At 66.2% G+C, this 25,224-nt stretch carries 32 protein-coding genes and 3 tRNA genes; 24 read left to right on the top strand and 11 right to left on the bottom strand.

Going from position 1 to position 25,224, the window contains the following annotated elements; genetic code table 11:
• Nucleotides 1-17: 17 nt before the first annotated feature.
• From RTK35_RS17720 to RTK35_RS17705, 4 genes are all read right to left on the bottom strand, one after another.
• Nucleotides 18-2,771 carry a bifunctional DNA primase/polymerase gene (locus RTK35_RS17720; protein ID WP_316908618.1) on the bottom strand — a complete coding sequence of 918 codons (2,754 nt, stop codon included), beginning with the start codon at nucleotides 2,769-2,771 and terminating at the stop codon, nucleotides 18-20.
• A complete protein-coding gene (locus RTK35_RS17715) occupies nucleotides 2,762-2,980 on the bottom strand; it encodes a TraR/DksA C4-type zinc finger protein (protein ID WP_410478686.1) in 219 nt (72 codons plus the stop codon). Before RTK35_RS17715 ends, RTK35_RS17720 begins: the two co-directional genes overlap by 10 nt.
• Complete coding sequence (locus RTK35_RS17710) at nucleotides 2,964-3,455, bottom strand: phage regulatory CII family protein (RefSeq protein WP_165669766.1); 492 nt, start codon at nucleotides 3,453-3,455, stop codon at nucleotides 2,964-2,966. The genes RTK35_RS17715 and RTK35_RS17710 overlap by 17 nt, the downstream gene beginning before the upstream one ends.
• Before the next feature lie 165 nt (nucleotides 3,456-3,620).
• The gene (locus tag RTK35_RS17705) at nucleotides 3,621-3,842 is read right to left on the bottom strand and encodes a hypothetical protein (RefSeq protein ID WP_316908617.1); all 222 of its coding nucleotides are present in this window, start codon (nucleotides 3,840-3,842) and stop codon (nucleotides 3,621-3,623) included.
• Between the two features lie 109 nt (nucleotides 3,843-3,951).
• Between RTK35_RS17705 and RTK35_RS17700 the strand changes: the two genes are divergently transcribed.
• The 18 genes from RTK35_RS17700 (at nucleotide 3,952) to RTK35_RS17615 (ending at nucleotide 13,879) form a co-directional block, all read left to right on the top strand.
• Entirely contained in the window at nucleotides 3,952-4,632 is a 681-nt protein-coding gene (locus tag RTK35_RS17700; RefSeq protein ID WP_316908616.1) for a LexA family protein, read from the top strand.
• A 66-nt stretch (nucleotides 4,633-4,698) separates the two neighbouring features.
• On the top strand, nucleotides 4,699-4,959 hold the full coding sequence (locus tag RTK35_RS17695) for a hypothetical protein (RefSeq protein ID WP_165669735.1): 261 nt from the start codon (nucleotides 4,699-4,701) through the stop codon (nucleotides 4,957-4,959).
• Nucleotides 4,956-5,522: a deoxynucleotide monophosphate kinase gene (locus RTK35_RS17690; RefSeq protein ID WP_316908615.1), complete on the top strand. Its 567-nt coding sequence runs from the start codon at nucleotides 4,956-4,958 to the stop codon at nucleotides 5,520-5,522. The genes RTK35_RS17695 and RTK35_RS17690 overlap by 4 nt, the downstream gene beginning before the upstream one ends.
• Nucleotides 5,523-5,533: 11 nt before the next feature.
• Nucleotides 5,534-5,812 carry a hypothetical protein gene (locus tag RTK35_RS17685; protein ID WP_074968290.1) on the top strand — a complete coding sequence of 93 codons (279 nt, stop codon included), beginning with the start codon at nucleotides 5,534-5,536 and terminating at the stop codon, nucleotides 5,810-5,812.
• A complete protein-coding gene (locus RTK35_RS17680) occupies nucleotides 5,809-6,027 on the top strand; it encodes a hypothetical protein (protein ID WP_316908614.1) in 219 nt (72 codons plus the stop codon). The genes RTK35_RS17685 and RTK35_RS17680 overlap by 4 nt, the downstream gene beginning before the upstream one ends.
• Nucleotides 6,024-6,275: a hypothetical protein gene (locus RTK35_RS17675; RefSeq protein ID WP_282886055.1), complete on the top strand. Its 252-nt coding sequence runs from the start codon at nucleotides 6,024-6,026 to the stop codon at nucleotides 6,273-6,275. The genes RTK35_RS17680 and RTK35_RS17675 overlap by 4 nt, the downstream gene beginning before the upstream one ends.
• Complete coding sequence (locus RTK35_RS17670) at nucleotides 6,275-6,514, top strand: pyocin activator PrtN family protein (protein WP_074968296.1); 240 nt, start codon at nucleotides 6,275-6,277, stop codon at nucleotides 6,512-6,514. The genes RTK35_RS17675 and RTK35_RS17670 overlap by 1 nt, the downstream gene beginning before the upstream one ends.
• 56 nt (nucleotides 6,515-6,570) lie before the next feature.
• Complete coding sequence (locus tag RTK35_RS17665) at nucleotides 6,571-6,915, top strand: hypothetical protein (RefSeq protein ID WP_236215315.1); 345 nt, start codon at nucleotides 6,571-6,573, stop codon at nucleotides 6,913-6,915.
• A 39-nt stretch (nucleotides 6,916-6,954) separates the two neighbouring features.
• Nucleotides 6,955-7,785 (top strand): DUF2303 family protein, encoded by an 831-nt coding sequence (locus RTK35_RS17660; protein WP_282886058.1) that lies wholly within the window; start codon nucleotides 6,955-6,957, stop codon nucleotides 7,783-7,785.
• 72 nt (nucleotides 7,786-7,857) lie between these two features.
• Nucleotides 7,858-8,400 (top strand): hypothetical protein, encoded by a 543-nt coding sequence (locus RTK35_RS17655; RefSeq protein ID WP_316908613.1) that lies wholly within the window; start codon nucleotides 7,858-7,860, stop codon nucleotides 8,398-8,400.
• Nucleotides 8,397-8,708 (top strand): hypothetical protein, encoded by a 312-nt coding sequence (locus RTK35_RS17650; RefSeq protein ID WP_236215318.1) that lies wholly within the window; start codon nucleotides 8,397-8,399, stop codon nucleotides 8,706-8,708. The genes RTK35_RS17655 and RTK35_RS17650 overlap by 4 nt, the downstream gene beginning before the upstream one ends.
• Nucleotides 8,708-9,406, top strand: coding sequence for a phosphohydrolase (locus tag RTK35_RS17645; protein ID WP_316908612.1), 699 nt, complete (start codon nucleotides 8,708-8,710; stop codon nucleotides 9,404-9,406). The genes RTK35_RS17650 and RTK35_RS17645 overlap by 1 nt, the downstream gene beginning before the upstream one ends.
• Complete coding sequence (locus tag RTK35_RS17640) at nucleotides 9,403-10,137, top strand: hypothetical protein (protein ID WP_316908611.1); 735 nt, start codon at nucleotides 9,403-9,405, stop codon at nucleotides 10,135-10,137. Before RTK35_RS17645 ends, RTK35_RS17640 begins: the two co-directional genes overlap by 4 nt.
• Nucleotides 10,138-10,312: 175 nt before the next feature.
• Complete coding sequence (locus tag RTK35_RS17635; RefSeq protein ID WP_316908610.1) at nucleotides 10,313-12,154, top strand: DNA cytosine methyltransferase; 1,842 nt, start codon at nucleotides 10,313-10,315, stop codon at nucleotides 12,152-12,154.
• Entirely contained in the window at nucleotides 12,151-12,582 is a 432-nt protein-coding gene (locus tag RTK35_RS17630; protein ID WP_316908609.1) for a hypothetical protein, read from the top strand. The genes RTK35_RS17635 and RTK35_RS17630 overlap by 4 nt, the downstream gene beginning before the upstream one ends.
• Nucleotides 12,575-13,102, top strand: a complete 528-nt coding sequence (locus tag RTK35_RS17625) for a hypothetical protein (protein WP_316908608.1) — start codon at nucleotides 12,575-12,577, stop codon at nucleotides 13,100-13,102. Before RTK35_RS17630 ends, RTK35_RS17625 begins: the two co-directional genes overlap by 8 nt.
• Nucleotide 13,103: 1 nt before the next feature.
• Nucleotides 13,104-13,562 carry a hypothetical protein gene (locus tag RTK35_RS17620; RefSeq protein ID WP_316908607.1) on the top strand — a complete coding sequence of 153 codons (459 nt, stop codon included), beginning with the start codon at nucleotides 13,104-13,106 and terminating at the stop codon, nucleotides 13,560-13,562.
• A 53-nt stretch (nucleotides 13,563-13,615) separates the two neighbouring features.
• A complete protein-coding gene (locus RTK35_RS17615; RefSeq protein ID WP_316908606.1) occupies nucleotides 13,616-13,879 on the top strand; it encodes a helix-turn-helix transcriptional regulator in 264 nt (87 codons plus the stop codon).
• Here RTK35_RS17615 and RTK35_RS17610 read toward each other — a convergent pair.
• From RTK35_RS17610 to RTK35_RS17595, 4 genes are all read right to left on the bottom strand, one after another.
• Nucleotides 13,773-15,038, bottom strand: a complete 1,266-nt coding sequence (locus RTK35_RS17610) for a tyrosine-type recombinase/integrase (RefSeq protein ID WP_316908605.1) — start codon at nucleotides 15,036-15,038, stop codon at nucleotides 13,773-13,775. The two genes, RTK35_RS17615 and RTK35_RS17610, sit on opposite strands and share 107 nt — an antisense overlap.
• A 163-nt stretch (nucleotides 15,039-15,201) precedes the next feature.
• Nucleotides 15,202-15,286 (bottom strand) — tRNA-Leu (locus tag RTK35_RS17605).
• 55 nt (nucleotides 15,287-15,341) lie between these two features.
• Nucleotides 15,342-15,417 (bottom strand) — tRNA-His (locus RTK35_RS17600).
• A gap of 34 nt (nucleotides 15,418-15,451) precedes the next feature.
• A tRNA-Arg gene (locus RTK35_RS17595) sits at nucleotides 15,452-15,528 on the bottom strand.
• Between the two features lie 273 nt (nucleotides 15,529-15,801).
• On the opposite strand from RTK35_RS17595, the gene folD reads away from it, so the two are divergent.
• From folD to RTK35_RS17575, 4 genes are all read left to right on the top strand, one after another.
• Nucleotides 15,802-16,656, top strand: coding sequence for a bifunctional methylenetetrahydrofolate dehydrogenase/methenyltetrahydrofolate cyclohydrolase FolD (gene folD / locus RTK35_RS17590; RefSeq protein ID WP_316908604.1), 855 nt, complete (start codon nucleotides 15,802-15,804; stop codon nucleotides 16,654-16,656).
• A gap of 149 nt (nucleotides 16,657-16,805) precedes the next feature.
• Nucleotides 16,806-17,462, top strand: a complete 657-nt coding sequence (locus RTK35_RS17585; protein ID WP_044408349.1) for a gamma-glutamylcyclotransferase — start codon at nucleotides 16,806-16,808, stop codon at nucleotides 17,460-17,462.
• 151 nt (nucleotides 17,463-17,613) lie between these two features.
• Nucleotides 17,614-19,590, top strand: coding sequence for a TonB-dependent receptor (locus RTK35_RS17580; protein ID WP_316908603.1), 1,977 nt, complete (start codon nucleotides 17,614-17,616; stop codon nucleotides 19,588-19,590).
• Between the two features lie 2 nt (nucleotides 19,591-19,592).
• Nucleotides 19,593-20,141 carry a molybdopterin-dependent oxidoreductase gene (locus tag RTK35_RS17575; protein WP_316908602.1) on the top strand — a complete coding sequence of 183 codons (549 nt, stop codon included), beginning with the start codon at nucleotides 19,593-19,595 and terminating at the stop codon, nucleotides 20,139-20,141.
• Nucleotides 20,142-20,231: 90 nt separating this feature from the next.
• On the opposite strand, the gene bchE is transcribed toward RTK35_RS17575, so the two are convergent.
• Together bchE and RTK35_RS17565 are read right to left on the bottom strand one after the other, a co-directional pair.
• Nucleotides 20,232-21,758, bottom strand: coding sequence for a magnesium-protoporphyrin IX monomethyl ester anaerobic oxidative cyclase (gene bchE, locus RTK35_RS17570; RefSeq protein WP_316908601.1), 1,527 nt, complete (start codon nucleotides 21,756-21,758; stop codon nucleotides 20,232-20,234).
• Nucleotides 21,759-21,888: 130 nt separating this feature from the next.
• The gene (locus RTK35_RS17565) at nucleotides 21,889-22,233 is read right to left on the bottom strand and encodes a cupin domain-containing protein (protein ID WP_044408357.1); all 345 of its coding nucleotides are present in this window, start codon (nucleotides 22,231-22,233) and stop codon (nucleotides 21,889-21,891) included.
• Between the two features lie 252 nt (nucleotides 22,234-22,485).
• On the opposite strand from RTK35_RS17565, the gene RTK35_RS17560 reads away from it, so the two are divergent.
• Nucleotides 22,486-23,301 carry a DUF4344 domain-containing metallopeptidase gene (locus RTK35_RS17560; protein ID WP_305832586.1) on the top strand — a complete coding sequence of 272 codons (816 nt, stop codon included), beginning with the start codon at nucleotides 22,486-22,488 and terminating at the stop codon, nucleotides 23,299-23,301.
• Nucleotides 23,302-23,356: 55 nt separating this feature from the next.
• Here RTK35_RS17560 and RTK35_RS17555 read toward each other — a convergent pair whose 3' ends face one another.
• The gene (locus RTK35_RS17555; RefSeq protein ID WP_107331443.1) at nucleotides 23,357-24,115 is read right to left on the bottom strand and encodes an SDR family NAD(P)-dependent oxidoreductase; all 759 of its coding nucleotides are present in this window, start codon (nucleotides 24,113-24,115) and stop codon (nucleotides 23,357-23,359) included.
• A 112-nt stretch (nucleotides 24,116-24,227) separates the two neighbouring features.
• Between RTK35_RS17555 and RTK35_RS17550 the strand changes: the two genes are divergently transcribed.
• Nucleotides 24,228-25,148 (top strand): LysR family transcriptional regulator, encoded by a 921-nt coding sequence (locus RTK35_RS17550; protein ID WP_316908600.1) that lies wholly within the window; start codon nucleotides 24,228-24,230, stop codon nucleotides 25,146-25,148.
• Nucleotides 25,149-25,224 lie beyond the last annotated feature (76 nt).

The following is a 25,224-nucleotide window of genomic DNA, read 5'->3' as shown; positions in this document are numbered from 1 at the left end:
CACACATGCACGCGCACTCATGCTGCAGCCGCCTTGACGTGGTCCCACGCCTCCACCGACCAGCCGGCGAGCTTGGCCAAACGCCGCCACTCCTCGACCTGCTTACCCAACGCTGCCGACGAGACAGATGGGGGCGGGGAAGAGGCGTCCTTGGCCGTGGGGAAGAAGAAGGCGCCGAAGCGCCGCGTGTTGCCATCCGTCCAGGGGATGGGCCGCGTCTTCTCCACCTCAGCGCTGATGAACAGCGAGAACTTCGTGTGGCTCATCGAGTGTTCTTTGTTCCGCTGGCACCACTCCAGGAACAGCGCATAGAGGTCGCTGGACAGGCATGGCGCCCACAGGCCCTGCCCCAGGTCGCCCACCTGCCACAGGTGCAGGAACGTCTGCCAGGTCGCCCGCGACAGCGCCACCAGGCGCTCCCGGGCCGGCGTCACCGGAGGCTTGGTCTGTTCATCGAAGTCGCCGAGGTCCACGTTAAGCAGCCAGGCGTAGAACGCCGCCACACCGCCGTTCGCCAACTCCTTCTTGATCGCCACCTGGCGGTCGGCCGGCAGCTTCGCCTCGGGCCACATGACCAGGAAACGTCGATCCCCCTCGGCAATCGGCCACGGCATGATCTCGTTCGAGAGGAACACCGCATTCATGTGGCTGGCTTCCTCCCAGCCGTTCACGAACTTCGACTCGATGCGAACCGTCTGGCCGGTGATCAGTTGCTTGATCTTGCCGACCTGGTTGTAGCGCTGGTCCCGGCTGACGACTTCCTCGAACACCGCCCACAGCTTCCCGCTCTGCCAGGCGTTGAAGTTCCCTTCCAGCTGGGTCTGCCCCACCGTCGCCGCGTAGCGCCCGTAGATGGCGCCCATCACCACCGAGAACAGCAGGGACTTGCCCGAGCCCTCGGTGATGCTGTGCATCAGCACCGCCGTATCCAACTTCGCCCCGGTGTGCTGCAGCGGGTAGGCCAGCCAGCGGGTCAGCCAGGTAGTCGCCTCGGCAGCATGGTTACAGAGGAAGCTCACCAGCCAGCGCAGGTTCTCGCAGGCCGCGTCATCGCGTACCGGCTCCAGGGGCAGGCCCTCGAACGTGTTGATATAGACCTTCGGGTCCACCGTCATGGTCGGGTCGAACGTGATGTGCTCCACGTCCACCACCCGCCGCTCCGCGCTGTTCAGCCAAAGCCCATAGGCGTCGCCCAGGGCCATCTTCACGGCACCCTCGGGGATGCGCCTCTTCTTCGCGTAGTCCCACACGTCCTTCGTGCCGTCGATGTACACGTAGCGGATCAGGGGCGCCATGCCGAGGGCGTCGACCTTCTTGCCCGCCATCTTGCGAGCGTCTTCGATCTCTTTGACCTGGTCCTCGCTGATGCGCTTCTTCCGCTTCGGATCGATGACGGCGGCCCACTCCTTGAACAGGTCTTTGCCCACGTGAGCCTCGAACGCCGCGCGCTTGAGCTTGCGCGCCTTGTCCACGTCCCACACATGGGTCGTGCCCTCCACCAGGGCATAGCGCCGCAGCAGCTTGGCCAGCGTCAGGGTCTCCCCCTCCCCCCCGTCGTCGTCGGAGCCGCCTGGCGCATCGTCGCCATCCTCATCGGATGGGGCTGGGGGAAGTTCACCCTCGGGGCCGAGCTGCTCCGCGTACTCGCTCACCGGCGGCAGATCGCCCAGGGGCGGCGGTTCAGGTGCCCGAGGGGTCGCCTTGTGGTCGATGCCCAGGATGCGCGCTGCAGCCTTCACCGCCGCGCCCTGATCCCCGTTGTGCTCGAGGATGCAGAACACATCGAACGCATCGTTCTGGTGCCCATTGGCCAGCGGATCGGAGCCGTGGTGCGAGAACATCTTGCCCTCGCTGATGGTAATGCCCGGCAGGCCGGTGCTGCTCTGCGGGCACAGGTACTTCCTGCCACGCCGCTCGTACCCGTGGGACTCCAGCAGGCTTTCCACATCGTGGGCCTGGTTGAAGGCCTCGATCACCGAGGCGCCGCTGCCGGGCTTCGCCGCCGGCCGCTTGGCCTCCTTCTTCGGCTTCGCCTTCGGCACCGGGCGCCACGGGCAGGCAGCCTCCGCGTCGCGCTTGAACGCATCCCAGTTGTTCCAGATGGCCAGCAGTTCCGGGGTCAGCTCAGGCAGCACCTCGCCTGGAGGCGTGCGCCAGGTGTAGGGCTTGCCGGTACCCGGGTGGATCGAGGGCGGCAGCACGTCCTGGACCAGGCCCGCCCGCAGCTCGAACACCGTGAAGGGCTTGAAGCCATCCGCCAACGTGCGCGCGGCTGCCTCGGCTTCCTTGTTGCCCTCGGCCTTCGCAGCCTTCGCCAACGCCATCGCCCGGCGGAGTTGCTTGCCGTCCGGGTCCTTCTCATTCGGCCAGCTCAGCGAGTGGCGGGTGAGCTCGACGCCATCCGGTACCCGGAACAGGATGCGGAAGCGCGCCGGGTTCCCCACCACAGTCGGGAACACCAGCGCCATCGCATCCAGATCGAGGCCCAGCTGGTCGAACAGCACGTGCCGGGTCCACTGCACGTCATCCACGTCCAGCGAGCACACCCGCCCCGGGCCCAGCACCGCGCCCATGTTGAACTTCGGCCTTTTCTGCCAGAAGGCCCGCGCCTGCTCGGCGTCGGTGAAATAGCCGCCGGGCTGGTTCCAGCCCTCCCCCTTCGGGGCCTTCTCGCCCGGAGGGATCGGCACCAGTGCCAGCCCGTAGTGATTGATGTAGGCCTCGGCCCATTCGGAAAGAGGAGCGTCAGAGGCAGGGAGAGTCACCGGCATGCCTTGCGCTCCGCGAAGCCCTGGCACTGGACGCACAGTCGGCACCCCGGTACCGCCTCACGGCGCGCTTTGGGGATCTCCTGTCCGCAGTCGTCGCACTCCTCGGCACTCTCGCCCTGGTAGCGCACGCGGTTGTCGATGCGGTGTTGCAGGGCCTCTTCCTGGGCGGCCTGCACGATTTCGAGGAAGCGCTCATTCATCGAGGTCATCCCCCTCCATCGCCGCCCGAGCACCGGCCATGATGCCCAGCACCGCGCGGATCACTTGGTGGCCGTGGTACTCCAGTTCGGCCACTTCATGGCGCTGCCAGCGGTTGTCTGCCGCGCCCGCGTGCAGGCTGCCGACAAACTCACCCTCTTTCTGCAGCAGCGCGCCCACGGCCTTGAGGGCTTCGTGGGTCGCCGTCACCGGCTCGGGCCGGTACCACACCGCGCCGGCCGGCCGCATCAGGGCGTCCAGCAATCGAGGGTCGCGGGTGGCAGCGATGACTTCCTCCATCTCGTCCGGGGTCAGCCAGCGGCGTTCCTCGGTGAATTTCAGCTTCTTCTGGAGGGTGTCCTGGTCCATCGCCAGTTCATGGGCAAGGGCGGTCAACCCGCCCTTGTAGTCGCGCCCGGCGCGGTACAGCGCCTGGCGGAGGGAGAACACCGGACCGGCGTCCGGCAAGAGGTCAATGCGGCTCATAACCGTAAATGGCTCCGTTACGGTGTAGCCATCGAGCAAGGCGCGCCCTACTCTATGACCACGACCGATGCATGTGCTGTGTCGTCGTAAGCCAGACCAAGGGGGTCAGAGCCCTTGACTGGCACCCAGCCGGCGCGGGAGGTCAGAGTCCCGCGCCGGCTCCCTTCAAGCCCTACTCGTTGGCAAGGCTTTGGAGTTTTCCTCAGCACGCCCCTGCGGAACGCTGCGGAGGTAGAGCTGTTCGATCTTCTTGCCGATCTCATATTTGAGGTCAGAACCCCGAACAGCCCGGCAAATCGTCGGCTGGCTGACTCCGGCCAAGTCGCCAATCTGTTGCTGGGAAAGCCCAGCGTCTCGGAGTGCGGAAAGCATTTCTCGGATGGTCATGGCAGACCCTTTCAATTCACAAATGAATCGACAGCCATAATACGCAGATGAGTAGGGCCAGACAATACAATCCTGAATTATTCATTTAGGAATACGGAGCCTCTATCGCATGGCAGTCTCAGGGCAGCTCATTGGCCGCCTGCTCACTGAAAAGCTCAAGGAACATGGATGGTCCGAGGGAGAACTCGCACGCCGTTCAGGCGTGCCCCAGCCGACCACCCATCGCATCCTGGCGGGCGATGCGAAGAGCCCACGAATCGACAACGTCAACAAGCTGGCGAAGGCCCTAGGCGTGGACTCGGCCGCGCTGCTGGCTGGCAAACTAGCCAACGAGTTCGACGAGAACGTAGTTACCGGCCCAGATATCAAAGGCCGCGTCCCTCGGATTTCTTGGGTGCAGGCAGGCGCCCTAAGTGAGGCGATTGATTTGTTCGAACCAGGCTACGCGGAGGAATGGCTTGACTGCCCATTCCCCCATAGTAAAGGCGCGTTCTGCCTTGAAGTTCGGGGGACAAGCATGTCCCCCGACTACCGCCCAGGCGAGCTGATTCTTGTTGAGCCCAGCATTGAACCTATGCACGACGATGACATCGTCGCCCGCACACCGGACGGCCAGGCAACGTTCAAGCGGCTGCAAGTTACTGAGGAGGGCACCTTCCTCCTTGCGCTCAACCCGGACTTCCCCAATCGCATCATTCACGTACCGGAAGGGACGGAGATTTGCGGCGTCGTCACAGGCTCATGGATGAATCGACGACGTAGGACCAAGATCAATTCACAAATGAATTGACCTGCAATATTCACAAATGTATTGTCTGTCGCGTACCCACTCTGACTACCCCCTGGAGTACGCGACATGCAATCGACACAGCACACCCGCTGCCCGGTGCTCCTGCACCCGGCTTGCACCACCAACCCTGATGCCGTTCGTACCATCCAGCAGGCCACCGGCCAACTGGTGGTGATCCATGGCGGCAAGGCTCAACTGCAGAACCCTCACGCCCACTTCCACTTCGCCACCGGCGCAGTGAACTACCTGCCCGCCCACACTGAAGGCCGCCGCTTCGTCGTCACCGACCAAGGCAACAGCGGCCCGTTCGGGGGTGACGCAGCATGAGCCAGATCCTGATCGGCCTTGCTGGCCACGCCCGCGCGGGCAAAGACACCGTCGCCCGCTACCTGGCAGCACACCTCACCCTCATCACCTACGCCTTCGCCGACCCGTTCAAGCAGGCCATCGCCTCGATGTTCCACCTCACCGCCGCCCAGTTGGACGGCGCCGAGAAGGAGCTGCCGCTGCCCTGGCTGGGCAAATCCCCGCGCGAGCTGATGCAGCTGCTCGGCACCGAGTGGGGCCGGGAGATGGTTCATCCGCACGTCTGGCTGCTGCTGGCTGAGCAGAACCTGCAACTACTCGCCGAGCACGACCAGGCCATGAAGGGCGTGGTGATCAGCGATGTTCGCCTGGAGATGGAAGCCGACTGGGTGCGCAGTAACGGCGGCGTCATCTTCCACATCAGCCGGCCCGGGGTCAGCCCAGTCAGCGATCACCCCACCGAGGCCGGCGTGCGCCGGTACTCCAGTGACTACGTGATCGAGAACAACGGCACCCTGGAAGCGCTGTACGACCAGGTCGACAGCGCCATCTCGCGCCTGATGCGCCACCGCCGCGCAGCCTGAGGGCAGCCGTCATGAACCGGACGATCCGCGAGGCTGCCCAGGTGCTGGGCATCCGCGAGAGCACCCTGCGCAACCACCTGCGCGAAACCCGCGCACTCAACCGTGACGGCAGCCTGGCTGCCCGTCACATCGGTGGCGGCCGCCTGTTCATGGACCCGCGCTCGCGCTGGGTCGAAGCCACCCGCAGCTACCGGCACTACGCCGTGCTGATGGTCACCGAGCAGGGCATCGCCTGGCTCGCCACCCAGCTCGGCATCACCATCACACAGCACACGGACGACGCCGCATGAACCGCACCACCGAACTCGTCGAGCTATTCACCCGCCTGGTCGAGGCCACCCCCATCGGCTACGTGCCCTACGTGACCCTGACCACCGACCCGGAGCGCCCCTACGGCGCCCTGATCATCGGCCCCAACCGCCAGCTGCTCGCGATGGTCAACGGCCCCACCGTCAGCACCACCGTGACCCTCCTGCAGAGCCAACTGGCAAGGGGGCAGGCGTGATCACTTCCCCCACCCACAACGCGCTGCTCGAACAGGCGCAGGCCGTCCGCTCCGCGACGAACGACTTCATGCTCAATTACTCGGTGTCTCGCTGCTATGGCGCGGCAGCCTTAGCCAGGGCGCTGGGCCTGGTGAGCTGGGAAGAATCGGACCGTTTCCTCGCGCTGGCCGAGAACGCCTTCGAGCATCGCGGCAAGGAGCTGATCGAGGCCGCCCGCAAGGATCACCTCAAGAGGGTCTGCGCCTGATGAAAACCACCCTCGACCAGCTGTTGGTCCAGTGGAAGGCCACCAGCCTGCCCCTGACCACGGTCAGGGAGCACTACTTCCCGCACATCAAGACGGACAAGCACCTGCGCAAGCTGATCGCCGGCGGGAAGGTGAACCTGCCCACCTACAAGCACAGCCCCTCACGGCTGGCCAAGCCCTGGGTGCGGCTGCAGGACCTGGCCAACTGGCTCGACGCGCAATCGAGCCAGGTGGCCTGACCGGCGCCCGGCCGATCCGGGCAACTCTGACGACGTACAACCAAGAGGCACAGCACATGAAACCCACCGACGCATCCGAATTCCTCCAGTCCCTCAACGCCGGGGTGTTCGCCCAGCAGCTCGGGCAGGCCCTCTCCAACGTTGCCGCCGGCTGCGTGGAGTACGGCAAGCAAGGCCAGGTCGTGGTCACCTTCAAGCTCAAGCAGATCGCTCAGAGCCACCAGGTCAACGTCACCCACACCCTGGACTTCGTCGAGCCCACCAAGCGGGGCAAGCGCCGCGAGGACACCACCCTCGATACGCCGCTGTACGTCACCCCGGACGGCCTGCAGCTGTTCATGACCAACCCTACGGACCAGCTGTTCCAGCGCGAAGACACGCCGGTCACCCCGCGCACCTGATCAACCGCACCACCACTCTGACGCCACAAGGAAATGCACATGCTCACCAAAGACACCCTCGACCTCATCCTGGGCAACGCTCTGACCGCCGCCCAGGCCAAAATCGACTTCCCCCACGGCGCGAGCCTGGCCGTGCTGCCGGAGGCGGTGCGCCTGCACAACCTGGAGCCGCACGAACTGCACCGCTACCGCTTCCGGGGCCGCATGGCGACCCACTCCATCGCGGACTTCGCCGAGTACGTGAAGCGCCACGCCGCTGCCGCCGAGGAAAACGCCCCGGCCGGCTTCGTCGACCAGGACAACATGAGCAGCATCATCATCTTCAACCTGGGCACCATCGACGAGCCAGGCCACGGTGACGACACCGCCACCCTGGCGCTCAAGGCAACCGCCGCCTTCCGCTCCCTGACCAAAACGGTGGGCAACCCCCTGAGCCAGCAGGACCTGGCCGAGTGGCTGGAGGATTGGCAGCAGCACCTCACTGCCCTCATGGGTGAGGAGGAGCTGCCGCTGCTCCAGGCAATCAACGGCATCCGCCGCATGACCATCGACTCGAAGAAGTCGAGCACCAGTGAGGTGGGCGACTTCTCCGCCTCCCGCAGCCAGATGGACGCCATCGAGGCCCGCAGCCTGGAGGTGCTCCCCACCGGCTTCACCTTCGAGGCCGTGCCCTACGACGGCCTGCCCCCGGTCACCATCGTGCTGCGCCTGTCGGTCCTCACCGGCAGCAATGCCCCCATCCTCAAGCTGCGCTGGGTGGGCGAGGAGTCGCAGCGCGAGGCCATCGCGCAGGACTTCAAGCGCGTCCTGCACGAGCAGCTGGGTGATGGCATCCCGCTGACCCTCGGCGAGTTCCAGCTGATCAAGTAACCCGTTCAAGCCCCGGCCGCCGGACTCTGACAACCATTCCCGGCGCCGGGCACCTACCCGGAGACACAGCACATGCAACCGACCGACCTCGACCTCATCCTGCTGGCCATCATCGGCCTGATCATCGCCGCCTCGATGTTCTGGAGCGCCGTCTGCCTCCACCGCAAGGCCGAATCCAAAGGCTACGAAGCCGGCTACCAAGACGCCCAGCAGCAGGCCAGCCTGCGCTTCGAGGCCCTGCACGAAGACATGGCCAGCCTGCGTGCCAAGCACGCCGCCGACCGCAAAGCCACCGAGCAGCAACTGGCCGAAGCCGCCAAGGCCTCACGCGAGCGCCTGGAGGCGGTGATGCAGGACGCCGACCAACGAATCGCCCACTACGCCCGCCGCTCCAACCCGCTCACCCGCGAGGACGCCAGCTGGCTGATGAAGGTGGCCGGCCAACTGAGCCTGCTGGAAGACATGGCATTTCGCATCGACGCGGAGAACGTCGCCGCCCAGGCCCGCACCGCCCACGACCAGTGCAAACGCCTGGCCCAGCGCGTGAACGAGGCCCTTGATGCCGCCGAGGCGGTCGAGGCGGTCGAGGCGGTCGAGCAGGAGCGTGCAGCATGAGCCAGTCGGAAACCTGCCCGCGCAACCTTGATTGCGCACCGCTGCAGAACGTCATCGCCACAGACGGCGGCTCATTCATCTGCGTGGGCTACAACCGCCCCGTTACCCGCGTCGTGCCTCAAGACCGCTTCTGCCACTGCTGGAAGAACGACGCGGTGGACGAGCACGGCCACTGGGACAAGCACGACCTGCTCGACACCCTGTCCGTGATAACCACCGCCCTCAGCATCGACGAAAACATCCGCCTCGGTGAAAACCTGACCGAGGACGACATGAACCGCATTGACCTCGTAGAAGGAGGCCAGTGATGAACTGGATGCTCACCCACTCCGGCCGGAAGATGGACCTGGCCGCGCCCGCTGCGCACGCCGTCCATACCAGCGACATCAGCCACGCCCTCGGCAACCTGTGCCGGTTCGGCGGCCACACCCGCAGCTTCTACAGCGTGGCGCAGCACTCGGTGCTGGTGGCCACCCTGCTGCCGGATGAACTCAAGCTGGCCGGCCTGCTCCACGACGCCGCTGAGGCGTACCTGGGCGACGTGATCCAGCCCCTGAAGCTGTTGCTGAAGGAGTTCCCCCAGCAGACCCGCGACATCGTGGACCTGGTGGCCAGCAGCCTGAGCAGCAAGGTGGCACGCAGCAACCTCACCACCTCCCTGGAGCAGCTCACGCTCTGCGCCTCCAGCGCCCCGGGCGCCATCGCCCTCCGGCACTTCGAGTCGGTCTACCACCAGGCCGAGAAGGCCATGCACGTGGTGATCTGTGAACGCTTCGGCATCGACCCGGAATTCGGCGCCGAGGAGATCCGCCATGCCGATCTGGTCGCCCTCGCCACCGAGAAACGCGACCTGCTGCCGGACGACTCCACGCCCTGGGAGTGCCTGGAGGGCATCGAGCCCCACCCGGCCACCATCACCCCGTGGAGCCCGGCCGAGGCCGCCATGCACTACCACAGCCACCTGATGGAGCAGCAGCTGCTGGCTCACCGCCGGAGGTGCGCATGAAGCTCAACATCCAGAGCATGCACACCCCCGGGCTGCTGCTCGCGACGAACCTGGTCCAGCTCGCCAACTCCATCGCGCACGCCCGCTCCTTGGTCACCGCGGCTTACTCGCACGCCCGGGAAATCGCCACCGCCGAGGCGAACCACGAAGCCGCCGACTTCTGCGGAGATCCGTATGCGCACAACTGCGGCCGCCCGCACTGCCGCCCCTCTGACAGCTACACCGGCCCGCAGCCGGCCCTTACGCGGCGTTTCTTTGAGGTTGACGCGGTAGCAGAGGCCGCTCCGCTTCCTGCTGGGGTGCCAGAGGGGTGGAAGCTCGTGCCGATGGAGCCTACGCCAGAAATGCGCGAGGCATTCCACGCGAGCTATGAGCGCTACGAGGAAGGTTACGGCGAATGCCCGGACTCGCAATGGAAGGCGATGCTGCGGAACACACCTACCCCGCCTGCACCCGAACAGCAGCGGGCTGTCTTCGCCATCCCAGACATGGATGAGCACTTGCTCCAGATACTGGGCCGCCCCAACTTCCGGTGCGGTCATATCGCGCAGGTTCTGCGGCTCGGCGGTGCCGAGATCAACCCGAAGGCCGAGCACGAACAGGCTGCGGTGGTTCACTGGATGCTGACCCTATACCTGGCCCATGGAGCCAAATGGTGGGAAGTCGCGACCGAGGAGATCAAACGCATCCAGTCTGAGCATCCAGCCGAGCCGAGCTTGGGAGGCGAATGATGGCCGAGAACATAAAACCCTGCACGCTCGCCACCCGGCACCGCTGGACCTTCAAACACAACCGGGTTTGCCAGAGCATCAGCGGCAACTCAGTCCACATATCCAAGCGCGGCGTATACAGCTGCGCCTGCGGCGCGAAAAAGCTGGGCGCACCCCAGTGGAAGGAAGGTGACGCATGACCGCCTTCCAACGCATCCCGCAGACACGCCCGCTGCCGCTGGGGCATGAGTTGTTCGTCGATCTGTTCGCCGGCCACGGCGGTGCCAGCGAGGGCGGGCGCCGCGCGTACCGCGACCCGGACATCGCCATCAACCACAACCCGGTGGCCATCGCCGTCCACCGCGCCAACCACCCGAACACCCGTCACTTCATCAGCGACGTGTTCGAGGTGGACCCGGTAGCCGCCACCGGCGGCCAGCCGGTGGGCATCCTGTGGGCCTCGCCCGACTGCCGGCATTTCTCCAAGGCCAAGGGCGGCAAGCCGCGCAACCTCAATATCCGCAGCCTGGCGTGGGTGGTGGTGCGCTGGGTCTATGCCACCCGCCCGCGCCTGTTCCTGCTGGAGAACGTCGAGGAGTTCCGCAAATGGGGCCCGCTGGACGCCGAGGGCTACCCGATCAAGGCCGAGGAAGGGCGCACCTTCGAGGCGTTCCTGGCCGCGCTCACCACGGGCGTGCCCGAGGATCACCCGGACATGCCCGAGATCCTCGACGCCATCGGTCAGTGGGTACCAAAGGCTGCCCTGGTGCGCGGCATGGGCTGCCAGGTCGAGCACCAGGTGCGCATCGCTGCCAACGCCGGTGCCGGCACCACTCGCAAGCGCCTGTACATGATCGGGCGCACCGACGGCCGCCCCATCGTCTGGCCGGCGCCGACCTGCCACAAGACGCCCACCGGCAAGCAGAAGCCGTGGAAGGTCGTCGCCGAGGTGCTGGACTTCACCGACCTGGGCTCGAGCATCATCGACAAGGAGCCGGTGGTGAACACCTGCAAACGAGTAGCGAAGGGCATCTGGCGACACGTCATGGCCACCGACCGCCCCTTCCTGGTACCCGCCCAGGCGATGCCAGGCATTGAAGGCGGTACCGCAACCGGCGCGCCCTTCCTCACCGAGTTCGCCAACGCCTCCCGGCAGCGCACCTTCAGTGCGGCAGAGCCGCTGCGCACTCAGGTGGCCCAGGTGAAGGGCGGACACTTCGCCATGGCAGCCCCTACGCTGATCCAAGTGGGGTACGGGGAGCGCGAGGGGCAAGCGCCACGCGCCCCGGGCATCGACAAGCCCCTGGGCACGGTGGTGGCGGGTGGTACCAAGCACGCCCTGGTCGCCGCCCACATCGTCACCCTGCGCAAGGGCAGCGTCGGCAGCGAGCTGCAGGCGCCGCTTGGGGTCGTCTCCACCAGCGGCGGGCACCACGCGGTGGTGTCGGCGTTCATGGACCAGGCCAATGGCGGGTTCTACACCGGCGCTGGGCGCGGCATGGCCGAACCCGTCTCCACCATCACCCAGGCGGGGTGCAACCAGCGCATGGTCAATGCCTTCCTGGTGAAGTACTACAGCACCGGCGGGCAGTGGCAGGCCGCCGACGAGCCCATGCACACCGCCCCCACGCGGGACCGCCTCGGGCTGGTCACCACCACCCAGGTTCCGGCCGATCTGCTCGCCCCGGACCTGATGGAGAAGGCCCGCCGCTGCGCGCTTTTCATGCACCGCTACCTGCCGGAGCAGTTCCCCACCCAGGCGGACCTGATCCTCATCGGCGGGTACGTCCTGGTGGACATCACCCTGCGCATGCTGACCCCGCGCGAGCTGGCCAGCGCCCAGGGCTTCGGCCCCGACTACATCATCGACCGTGGCCTGTTCGAGAACCCCCTCACCGGGGAACTGGAATGGCGCCCCCTCAGCAAGCGCGACCAGGTGCGCGGCATCGGCAACAGCGTCTGCCCCGACGAGGCCGACGCCCTCATCTCTGCCAATGCCCGCGACATGATCGATCAATACCGGAGACTCGCAGCATGACCAACAAAGACTGCAGCATCCTCATCAACGGCCATCAACTCCGCGAAGCCTTGTCGTTCCTGGCGCCAGACAACACCGAGGAGCAGTTGGACCAGGAAGTCATCATCTCCACTGGTGGGGCCGAATGTCATTCAGGGCCTGGACTCTATTGCTGGCTGGACGAGTACCCGGAGGAAGGCGCCATAAAGCTGGACGGCACCTCAACCGCCGCCCCCACCCCGCCTGCATCCGAACAGCAGAGGGCGGCGGTGATGCCGGAGGGCTTCCGCGAAGCCATGGGCAAAGCCGCGAGTTCATGGCTGTACGAAAACGATCCGCAGGGCCTGGACTGGTGCGACCCACGCAATGTGGAGGCCCTGCTCGACGCGTTGTTCGAGGCTGTGCCGCAACTGCAGCTGGCCAAGGCCGAGGACAAGAGCCATGGATGACAGACTGCAAGCAAAGCTCCGGAAGCTCCAGGCACTGGCGGAGCGTGGCGTCGGCGGTGAGAAGACCAATGCTCGACGCATGCTGGAGAAGATGCTCGAACGACACGGGCTGACCCTCGATAGCCTCGAAGAAGAGCGACGCTCAACATACTGGTTCAAAGTGAAGAGCCGAATGGAGCGAAGCCTCGCGCTTCAAGTCGCAGGCAAAGTGTGCCAAGTGAACAAGATCAACTACTTGATCAACAAGTCAAGGCGCAATCAGATCGGCTTCAAGCTCACGCCTGCGGAAGCAATTGAGTTCGAAATCTACTTCGACACGATGCGAAAAGCGCTCGGGGAGCATTTGCAAGTAGCGTTTGAGGCTTTCGTGCAAGCCAACCGGCTGTTTGGGCCAAGCGCTGACACCGATGAAAGCCCCAACCTAACCGACGATGACCTCCGCATGCTTGAGATGGCAGCTGCAATCAAGCCCACCGCTGTAGCGAAAAGGCTGCCAAGTTCAACACCGGGAAGCGCCTGAGATGAGCACTCGCAAACCTCACAACCGTCGCCAGCGCCTGGAGCGCAACTGCCGCGCCCTGGTTCGAGCCAACCACGCCGCCGTGGTCAACATCGACCCGGCCGGCAGCCAGCACCTGGTGAACTGGAAGACGGCCAAGTTGATCCGCTCCCGCCCGATGGTCGACGCGGTGTGCGATGTGGCGCACCCCTGGTGCATCTACATCAGCGCGCTGTGCGTCGACCAGGCTGGCAACCGCTACGTCAAAAACACTGAGGTCGCCCCGCAGGGGATCTACCGTGCCGAGCAGCTCACCGAGGTGATCGAGGCGCACTACCGCGCCCACCTGGCCGGCTGCAACCCGAGGCACCTGGTGGCCTCGGGCTGGATCGCCATCCCTGACGATGTATCCCTGGACGAGTCCCTGGCCGACCGCATCTACGACGCGATGGGCGCCTGGCCCGTTCGCCAGGCCGCGTGACCGGTATCCACAGAATTGGAGAGGCCGGGAACGCCGGCCGAGAGAAGTACACGATGAACGACAACGACGAGATCCGCTACATCCGCCTGCCCGAAGTACGCCGCCGCGTGGCCCTGGGCACCACCAAGATCTACGAGATGATCAAGGCCGGCGACTTCCCGGCCCAGGTCCAGCTCGGCGCCCGAGCTGTGGCCTGGGTCGAGAGCGACATCACCGAGTGGTGCCGCCAGCGCCTGCAGGCTGCCCGTCAGCGGAATCAGCCTCCAGCCGATCAAGATGGTCAGCCCACCACTGCATCATCTCGCGCCGCTGCGTGATGTACTGCGCATGGTTGTACGAGTCCCGGCTCTTGTTCGGATCGGCGTGCGAGAGCTGGGCCTCGATGTGGTCGCGGTTGAAGCCCTGCTCGTTCAGGGCCGTTGAGATCGTCCCGCGCAGGCCGTGCCCCGTCAGCCGCCCCTTGAAGCCCATGCGCTTGATGGCGCCGTTCAGGGTGTTCTCGCTGATCATCTGCCGGGGGTCGTTCCTCCCCGGCAGCACGTATGGGAACTTGGCGGATACGGGCCGGATCTCCCGCAGCGCCTCGATGGCCTGCCTCGAAAGCGGTACCAGGTACGGGGGGATGTCGTCCCCCTCGGTCCGCACACGGCTCCGCAGTTGCTTGACCCCCTCCGCCGGTACCCGCCAGATACCTTCCTCCAGGTCGAACTGATCCCAGCTCGCCTGCCGTAATTCGATGGTCCGCACGCCCGTCAGCAGCAGCAGGCGAATCCCCACCCGCGTCACGATTGACCCCTGGTACTGCCTCAAGGCGCGCAGCAGCTCGGGCAGCCCATCCTCCCGAAGGATCGGGTTATGCCGTACCGGCGGCTGCGGTACCGCGACGATGTCCAGGTCGCTGGCAGGGTTCTGATCGACGATCCCCTCAGCCATGGCGAAGCGGAAAATCTGGTTCAGCCAGGTCCGGCACTTCTCAGCCACGTTCAACGCGCCACGCGCCTCCACGCGCCGGACTGCACTCAGCACGTCGGCACGGGTGATTTCCGTCATCTGCATACGCCCGAGCACCGGGATCAGATCCTTATCCAAGTAGCGCCGAGACTGGGCCCGGCTGCCTTTGCGCCCATCGGTCAACCGAGGCGCGCGAAAATCCCACCAGCGATTGGCGACGGCCTCAAACGTGTTGGCCGCCGCACCGGCCTGGGCGTGGCGCTGCTCGCGGCGATGCTGCCGGGGGTCCACACCCCGGGCGACCAGGGCCCGGAACTCGTCCCGCTTCTCTCGCGCATCGCGCAGAGACACCTCGGGATAGGTGCCGAGGCTGATCCGCGCCTGTTTCCCCAGCCAGGAAAAACGAAACGCCCAGTATTTACTGGCGCGCGGAGGCACGACCAGGGCGAGCCCCTGGCCGTCAGATAGGGTGAATTCTTTCTCGGCCGGCTTGGCCTGACGTACCGCTGTGTCCGTGAGCGCCATCTAGTACAGAATCCCAAATGCCGAATTCGGCTGTACCGGATACTGTACTAAAAAATCACGGCTGCTAACGAAAACACGCGGAAGAGTGCGAAACCTAATTCGCTGGAAGCCCCTAGAACTGCGGGGCTTTGAGGACGGTAGCGGAGGCTACCGGATTAGAAGATGGTGCGGACGGAGAGACTCGAACTCTCACACCTTGCGGCGCCAGAACCTAAATCTGGTGTGTCTACCAATTTCACCACGTCCGCTTTCGACGCTGGAAACAAAAACGCCAGGCACTTGGCCTGGCGTCTTCGCAGAATATGGGGTGGACGATGGGAATCGAACCCACGACACCAGGAGCCACAATCCTGTGCTCTACCAACTGAGCTACGCCCACCATATTTCACTTTGCTTGTGCCAAGACTGCCAAATGGCACGCCCGGCAGGACTCGAACCTGCGACCATCCGCTTAGAAGGCGGATGCTCTATCCAGCTGAGCTACGGGCGCTCGATCATCTACCGGAGCAGACTCTTCGAAGCTTTCGGCTTCAGCAGAAGCCTTGAGACTTCTACGTTTGCCGTCTTACCCAGCTAGTGGCTGTGCTCGACAAGCGGGGCGCATGTTATAGCTGCCCCCACTACCCGTCAACAAAAAAATGAAAAAAATTTAGAAAGATAAAGGGGTTACGGGAAAATGCCCGGCAGCCGCCTTTGCCCCGCAGGCACGCCATGCGAGAATACGCGCCCTTTTTCGCTCCTTCCTAATGGTTAATCACGCGTCATGACCGCACAACTGATCGACGGCAAAACGATCGCCGCCCGCCTCCGCCAGCAGATAGCCCAGCGAGTAGCTGAACGCCGCCAGCAAGGACTGCGCATTCCCGGCCTGGCCGTGATCCTGGTGGGCAGCGATCCCGCCTCGCAAGTCTATGTCGCGCACAAGCGCAAGGACTGCGAGGAAGTCGGTTTCATTTCCCAGGCCCATGACCTGCCCGCCAGCACCCGCCAGGACGAACTGCTCGCCCTGATCGACCGCCTGAATCAGGACCCGGCCATCGACGGCATCCTGGTCCAGCTGCCCCTGCCCGCGCACCTCGACGCCTCCCTGCTGCTGGAGCGCATCAGCCCGGACAAGGACGTGGACGGCTTCCACCCCTACAACATCGGCCGCCTCGCCCAGCGCATCCCGCTGCTGCGCCCCTGTACCCCGAAGGGCATCATGACCCTCCTGGAAAGCACCGGCGCAAACCTCTATGGCATGGACGCGGTGGTCGTCGGCGCCTCCAACATCGTCGGCCGCCCCATGGCCCTCGAACTGCTGCTCGCCGGCTGCACCGTCACCGTCACCCACCGCTTCACCAAGGACCTCGCCGGCCACGTTGGCCGTGCCGACCTGGTGGTGGTCGCCGCCGGCAAGCCCGGCCTGGTGAAAGGTGAATGGATCAAGGAAGGCGCCATCGTCATCGACGTCGGCATCAACCGCCAGGAAGACGGCAAGCTGGTCGGCGACGTCGAGTACGAGCCCGCCCTGCAGCGCGCCAGCTGGATCACCCCGGTTCCCGGCGGCGTCGGCCCCATGACCCGAGCCTGCCTGCTGGAGAACACCCTGCACGCCGCCGAGCACCTGCACGACTGACACGAGCGCAAGGCACCGAACGGCACCCCAGGGGTGCCGTTCTTCGTTTGGCCATGCAGAAAGCTGACGAACGTCATTCCCCAACCCCCTCCCGGCCTGCTAAAACGGAACCCGTACCGCTCCACCGCACCACCGAGGCCATCCACGCCATGCCCGGCCGCCCCGACGCCCCGCCAGCCCCCTACCCGCCCCAGCTCGAACAGCCGGTTCACCTCACCGCCGGCGAACTCCAGGCCTCCCTCGACGCCACCATGGCCCAGCACAAGGGCGGCCCTGTCTGGCTGTTCGCCTACGGCTCGCTCATCTGGCGCCCGGAATGCCCTGCCGTCGAACGCAGCCGCGCCCGCATCCACGGCTACCACCGCGGCCTCTACCTGTGGTCGCAGATCCACCGGGGCACCCCCGATGCCCCCGGCCTCGTGCTCGGACTCGACCGTGGCGGTTCCTGCTCCGGCTTCGCCTACCGCCTGCCCGACGAACACCTCGAGCGCCACCTGCTCGCACTCTGGCAGCGGGAGATGCCCGACGCCGCCTACCAGCCGCGCTGGCTGGACTGCCGCCTCGAAGACGGCCGGCGCGTCCAGGCCCTCGGCTTCGTCCTGCGGCGCAACTTCGCCTGCTACGCCGGCGCCCTGCCGGATCACGTCCTCACCCACGTCTTCGCCCGTGCCTGCGGCCATTACGGCACCACGCGCGACTACGTCGAGCAGACCGTCAACAGCCTGCGCGCCCACGCCATGCCCGACCGCCGCCTGGAGTCCGCCCTCCTGCGCTGCAGCAAGCAACCCCATCTCGATCTCGACTGACATCGCTATACAAAAAAATATATAGCGATTGGCGAAGCGCTCGGATAACCTGCGCCAGCCGGACGCCAACGCCGGCAAGAGACGCCCAGGCGAATGCCCGATGCGTCCCGTCACGCCCATCGCTATATAAAAAAATACACAGCGAGCAACCATGAACCTTCTCACCACACGCCTCCCCCTCCTGGCCCTGGGTGCCCTTGGCGCCGTCCTCCCTCCGCAGCCGGCCAACGCCGCCAGCCAGGTCTTCAGCCTGGGCGAACTGCTGATCAGCGCCCCCTCCAGCCAGGCCAGCGACTTCGGCGACCAGGTCGCCTCCTCGGTCGACGCCCGCGACATGCAGCGCTTCGAGCGCCACACCGTCACCGACGCCCTCAACCTGCTGAGCGGCATCAGCACCAGCACCAACGCCCGCAACGAAGGCACCATCAGCCTGCGCGGCTTCGACGCCCGCCAGGTGCCGATCTTCGTCGACGGAATCCCCGTGTACGTCCCCTACGACGGCTACGTCGACCTCGACCGCTTCACCACCAGCGACCTCGCCGCCATCCAGGTCGCCAAGGGCATGAGCTCCACCCTCTACGGCCCGAACACCCTCGGCGGCGCCATCAACCTCATCACCCGCCGCCCCGACAGCGCCTTCGAAGGTGACGTCAGCCTCGGTGCCGGCACCGGCGGCCTGCAGCGCAAGAGCGTCAACCTCGGCACCAACCAGGGCAGCTGGTACCTCCAGGCCTCCGCCTCCCAGCACGAAGCCGACTACTACCGGCTCTCCGACGACTTCCGCAGCACCGTCCGGGAGAACGGCCACCACCGCGAGAACAGCGACTACGACGACCGCAAGCAGTCCCTAAAGATCGGCCTCACCCCCAACGAAACCGACGAATACGCACTCGGCTACGTCCGCCAGGACGGCCAGAAAGGCCAGCCCCCCAGCACCGACCCCAGCGCCACCCAGCGTTACTGGCGCTGGCCCTACTGGGACAAGGAGAGCTACTACTTCATCGGCAACCACGCCCTCAGCGACTACGAGACCCTGCGCCTGCGCGCCTACGCCGACCACTACACCAACGGCCTCGACGGTTACACCAACGCCACCTACAGCCGCCTCGCCACCAGCGGCAACAACCCCCAGTCACTCTCCAGCACCGGCAGCAGCAACTACGACGACCACGTCATGGGCGGCTCCCTGCAACTGCAGACCGACCGCCTCGACGCCCACCAGATCAAGCTGCAGTACGCCTACAAGCAGGACCGCCACGAAGAGGACGACGGCCAGCGCACCACCAAGCGCCTGGAAGACCGGCTCACCTCCATCGCAGTCGAGGACTACATCCGCCTCGAAGAACGCTGGCACCTGGCCCTCGGCGCCAGCCGCGACACCCTCACCCCGGTGGATGCCGACACCTACGCCCGGCCCGACACCCAACACGCCAACAACTGGCAGACCGCCCTGTACTTCGATCCCACGCCGGACCACCGCCTCTACGCCAGCATCGCCCGCAAGAGCCGCCTGCCCACCCTCAAGGACCGCTACTCCCTGCGCTTCGGCACCTTCATCGAAAATCCCGGCCTCGCCCCCGAGCACGCCACCCACTACGAGCTCGGCTACCAGGGCCAGCCCTGGTCCGGCGCGCACCTGGAGGCCGCCGTCTTCCGCAGCGACATCGACGACCTCATCCAGCGCGTCCGCAACGTCCAGCCCGGCCGCGACCAGATGCAGAACATCAACGAAGCCCGCCACCGCGGCGCCGAACTGAGCCTCAAGCAGCGCATCGGCGAAAGCCTGGAGACCGGCTTCGCCTACACCTACCTCGAACGGCGCAACCTCAGCTCCCGCACCCGCCTCACCGACACCCCGCGCAACAAGCTCAACACCTGGGTCGACTACGCCCCCATCGAACGCCTGCACCTCATCGCCTTCATCGAGCACGCCGACCAGCGCTGGTCCTCCGACACCGCCCAGGTCTCGCCCTTCACCCGCATCGACCTCAAGGCCAGCTTCGACCTCACCCACGGCGTCAGCGTCGAAGCGGGCGTCAACAACCTCAGCGACGAGGACTACGAAGTGTCCGACGGCTACCCCGAGCCCGGCCGGCAGTACTTCACCAACCTGCGCTACGAGTTCTGACCATGACCCACCGACCGCTCCTGCCCCTCGCCCTCGGCCTGCTGCTCAGCCCAGCCCTGCACGCTGCCGCGTTCGTCCCGGACGACCCATCCACCTACGTCACTGACACCCTGCAGGTCATCGGCGAGGTGCAGCACGCCCTCACCCTCGACGTCGACGCCCTGCGCACGCTCCCCGCCCACGACTACGTCGACGTCGACGTCGCCAAGGCCTGTGGCGGTGATGTCGCCAACGCCGAATACAAAGGCTACCGAGGCGCCCTGCTGCGCGACGTGGTGCAACGGGCCGCCCTCGCCGGCGATGACCCCAAGGCCTGGAAACGCGCCTACCTCGTCGCCCACGCCAGCGACGCCTACATCGCCCTGTTCAGCTGGAACGAGCTGCTCAACACCTCAGTCGGCGACGGCGTCCTGGTGGTGTACGCCCAGCACGGCCAGCCCCTGCCACCCGAGGTCGGCCACATCGCCCTGGTCTCCGGCTGTGACCGCCACCCCGGCCCACGCCACGTCAAATGGCTCAAGGCCATCGAACTGAGGACCGTCCCGCTCTGATCCCCGAAGGGCTCGGTGGAGGCCGCCCCACAGCCACGCCTCCATCCCTTTTCAGGCCGTCCTCGTGACGGCCTCTTTTTGCCTCCCCCGTCAGCGCACCTCCACCGGCTCCGCCCGCGCACGCTTGCGCACATCCAGCACGTACTCCCGCTCGGCCAACGACGCCCCGAGAAACGCCTTGAGCGTCGGCCCGCGCCGCAGCACGCGCGGCCCCAGTAAGAATTCCACCACCTCGTGGAACCACACCCGCCGGCCGATGCGCGTGTACCAGCGCATCGCGTGGCGCACCTCGGCATCCCGGTGGAACAGCACCCGCCACAGCGCCTTGGGCCGCGCCTGCATCCCCAGCTCGATCAGCTTGAACCAGAGGAACACCCGCCACGCCGGCACCTGCCGCACCGCCAGCACCTGGTGCTTGTAGTCCCAGCGGCGGGTGTCGGTCTGGATCACCTCCCGCGATTCGGCCAGCGCATAGAACGGCGTCCAGCGGTGCGGCGTGACGTACAGCAGCTGGATCTGGTCCGGGTCGTAGCGCAGCAGATGGCGGAACGAGCGCCAGTAGTCGCCATCCCGCTCCTCCTGGAACCCCACCACATAGGTGGCCATCGACACGATGCCGTGCTGGCGCAACAGGCGGATCGCCTGCTGGTCCTCCCTGGGCGTCGCCCCCTTGCGGATGGCCTTCAGGGTCGCCTCGTCGTAGCTCTCGATCCCCAGCAGAAAGCGGATCACCCCCGCCTGGCGATACAGGTGGAGGATGTCCGCATCGCGCACGATGTCCCCGGCACGGGTGGACCCCACCAGCAGCAGCGGCACTTGCTCGGCGATCAGCGCTTCGAGAAAGGCCCGCCAGGCCTTGCGTGAACCGGTGGGCAGCTCGTCGGCGAAGTTCACCAACTCCACCCCCTTCTCCCGGTGCAGCCAGGCCAGCTCGCGTGCCAGCCGCACCGGATCGCGATGGCGCCAGCGCGTCCAGAAGCCCCGCTGCCCGCAGTAATTGCACAGGTGCGGACACCCACGGGAGAACTGCACCACCACCGCCCGCTTGCCACCCCAGTAGCTGTAGTCCGCGTGGTCGATCAGCTCCCAGCCCACCCGGTAGTCGTCCAGGTTGCGCAGCATCGGCGCATCCGCCGTGGCCTGTGGCACCCCGGCCACCCGCAGGGCGATGCCCGGCACCGCCTCCAGAGGCAGCCCAGCCGCCAGGGCCTGCATCAGCGACAGCGCCGTCTGCTCGCCCTCGCCGCGCACGATCAGGTCGATCGCCTCCACCTCCCGGAGGATCTCGTCCCAGTGATAGGTCGGGTGCACCCCGCCATAGACGATGCGCAGCCCCGGCAGCAGCGCCTTCAGCGCTTGGCAGATTTCCACCACCGTCACATGGGCCGAACTGGAACCGGAGTGCCCCAGCATCACCACCGCCGGCGCCAGGTCCACCACCCGCGCCACGATGGCCGGCAGCGCCAAACCCTCCCGGTCGGCATCCAGCAAGCGCACGGCAAAGCCCGCGTCCAGCAACGGGCCGCCCACGCTGAGCAGGCCGAGGGGCGGCAGGTGCTCGCGGGGCATGCGGCTGCCGATGGCGGTATGGGGCGGGTTGAGCAGCAGTACATCCATGGGAACACCCAGCGTCGGAAGAAGATGCGGGTGTTATCGCGCGCGCCTGTGAACGGCGCAGGGAGAGGGTGTGGGCATTGCGTGGCGATTGTGTGGCAGGCCGGACGCAGGACGCGTCCGGCCCGGTGGATCAGGCGAAGACGAAGTACTTGCGCACTGTCTCCACCACCTCCCAGGTGCCCTTCAGGCCGGGCTCGATGACGAACACATCACCGGCCCGCAGGTGCACCGGCGCCTCGCCTTCCGGCGTGATGATGCAGTAGCCATCGAGGAAGTGGCAGTACTCCCACTTCTCGTAGTTCACCTCGAACTTGCCGGGGGTGCAGATCCAGGTGCCCATGATCTTGCTGCCATCGGCCGAGGTGTAGGCGTTCAGGTTCACGGTGTGCGGGTCGCCGCCGATGCGCTTCCACTTGGTGGCGTCGAGCACGGGCGTCGGGCAGGTTTCACGCAGGACAGTGATGAAATCGGACATGAGCACTCCAGGCAGTAGGGAATCGAACGCCCACCCTAGAGCCCCCGCTCCCTGCCGGCTTGTCTGATACCGCCCCCCGCCTGCCCAGAAGCGCAGCCGCCGCCCCCCCTCACATCAACCGTGACGGCCTTCCGGCCAGGCGCAGCCTGCGATAGACAGCCCACCACCTCCTCCCACTAGAATTCGCCACGCCCCCGGGAGCCCCCGGCTGGCGCCCCTTCCGAACCTCATCGCCTGCGGAGCCACCACGCAATGCGCGCCCTGTGTAGAAACGCCCTCGCCGTCCTCATGCTCAGTCTCGCGGGGCTCCCGGGCCCCGATGGCCATTCGGCTGCAAGCACCCGGGAACCGGCTCGCGCCGCCCAGCCGGACAGCGCCTCCGCCGGCCGCTTCATCCCGGTCTACAAGGCCGCCAAGCAGGACGACAACAAGGCGGAAGCGCGGCAGTGGCGCGAATGGAAGATCCTCGAAGACTTCAGCGAGGCCATGAACGACTACATCCGGATTCCCGACGACATCCAGGTGGTCGCCGAAGAGTGCGACGAGCCGAACGCCTTCTACCAAGCCAACGTCATTTCCCTGTGCTACGAACTTGGCGTCAGCGAACGCGAGATGTTCACCCAGGCCGACAACGACGCCGACGAAGTCAACGACGAGCTCTACAAGAGCCTCATGGGCACCCTGTTCCACGAAGCCGGCCATGCCTTCATCGACGTCCTGGAGCTGAAGATCACCGGCAAGGAAGAAGACGTCGCCGACCAGCTCGTGGCCTACATGCTGACCAACGACGAGGTGGGCGAGGACTACCTGATGACCGTCTCCTACGCCTACAGCCTGTCCGCCGAGCAGGCCAGCTCCCTGGACGACCTGCCCTTCTACGACGCCCACTCGCTGGACGCCCAGCGAGCCGTCAACTTCCTCTGCTACATCTACGGTTCCAATCCGGCCAAGTTCCAGTACTTCGTCGACGACGAACTGCTGCACGAAGACCGCGCCGCCGGCTGCGAGGGCGAGTACCACCAGATGGTGGACGCCTGGGATGCCCTGCTCGAAGGCAAGGTGAAATAGCGCCCACACCGCGTGGCACAGGGGCCGGTCACCGCAACCGGCCCTGGCTCCGCCGTCAGAGGAACATGCCGCCCGAGGCCTCGATCCGCTGGCCGGTGATCCAGCCCGCCTCTTCCGCCAGCAGCAAGGCGACCGCCTGGCCGATGTCGTCCGGCAGGCCGACCCGCCCCAGTGCGGTGTTGGCAGCCACGAAGGCATTCACCTCGGCGTTGTCCCGCACCACTCCGCCGCCGAAATCCGTCTCGATGGCGCCCGGCGCCAGCACGTTCACCCGGATGCCGCGCGGCCCCAGCTCCCGGGCCAGGTAGCGGGTCCAGACCTCCACCCCACCCTTCATCGCCGCGTAGGCGCCATACCCGGGCAGGCTGAAGCGGGCCAGGCCGGTGGACAGGTTGAGGATGCGCCCACCGTCGGCAAGCAGCGGCAGCAGGTGCTGGGTGAGGAAGAACGGCCCCTTCAGCTGGATGCCCAGCAACTGATCGAACTGCGCCTCGGTGGTCTCCGCACAGGGGGCATGGATACCGATGCCGGCGTTGTTCACCAGGGCATAGAGGCGCGCCCCGCCGAAGCGCTGTTCCAGGCATTCGGCCACCTGGCGGGCGAAGGCGGGGAAGCCGGACACGGCCCCCACATCCAGCTGCAGCATCTCGGCCCGCCCGCCCAGGCGCGCCACTTCATCCGCCACGGCCCGGGCCTCGTCCTGGCGCGAATGGTAGGTGCCGATCAGGTCGAAGCCCCGGGCGGCCAGCTGCAGGGCGGCGTTGCGGCCCAGGCCGCGGCTGGCACCGGTGATGAGTACGATCTTGCGGGTCATGGCGAAGTCCTCGGTTGGATGGAAAGGACTCCAGGCTATTGTTCGTGATTGATCCGATAAACACCGGAAAACCGCACATACTGATCGCCATCTACGAACAGAGAGCACCGCCATGGACACCCTCGACCTGCTGCGCACCTTCATGCGCGTCACCGAACTGTCGAGCTTCACCCAGGCCAGCGCCAGCCTCGGCCTGCCCCGCTCCAGCGTCTCCGAACAGGTACAAGCACTGGAGCAGCGACTGGGCGTGCGCCTGCTGCAGCGCACCACCCGCCAGGTCCGCGCCACCCAGGACGGCCTCGCCCTCTATGAACGCAGCCAGACCCTGCTGGCCCAGGTGGACGACCTCGAAGGCATGTTCCGTGAAGGCCACGGCGCCCTGGCCGGCCGCCTGCGGGTGGACCTGCCCAACCGCATCGCCCGCCAGTGGGTGATGCCGCGCCTGGCCGAGTTCCTCCACGGCCACCCGGCCCTCGAACTGGAGCTGAGCTGCACCGATCGCCGCGTCGACCTGGTGCGGGAAGGCTTCGACTGCGTGCTGCGGGTCGGCGAGCTGATGGACCCGAGCCTGATCGCCCGCACCCTCGGCCAGTTGCCCCTGGTGAACTGCGCCAGCCCCGCCTACCTCGCCCGCCACGGCACACCGCAGACAGCGGAAGACCTGGCCCGGCACCACCTGGTGCACTACCAGCCGGTACTGGGCGCGCGGCCGGTCGGCTTCGAATACCAGCAGGATGGACGCCTGGTGCGCCTGCCCATGGGCGGCTGTCTCACGGTGAACAGCACCGACGCCTACGAAGGCGCCTGCCTGGGCGGCCTCGGCATCATCCAGGCCCCGCGCCTGGGCCTGGCCGAGCTGCTGGCCAGCGGCGAACTGGTGGAGGTGCTGCCCCAGCTGAGCGCCCCGCCACTGCCCCTGAACCTGCTCTACGCCCACCGCCTGCAACCCCGGCGGGTGCGCGCCTTCATGGACTGGCTGGACGACCTGCTGGCTCCCCACATCGACGGCCGCGCGCACCGTTCACCGGTTTAGGTTGTCGATTCTAGAGCGCCTCCGTGAGTCTCCTGGGCACGGCACACAACCCCAACAACGCCGCGTCACGCCTGAT

Origin of the sequence: Pseudomonas sp. zfem003, assembly GCF_032621675.1 — a bacterium.
Classification (GTDB): Bacteria; Pseudomonadota; Gammaproteobacteria; order Pseudomonadales; family Pseudomonadaceae; genus Metapseudomonas; species Metapseudomonas otitidis.
Note: the sequence above shows the minus strand (reverse complement) of the source record. Positions and strands in the feature narration are given on the sequence as shown.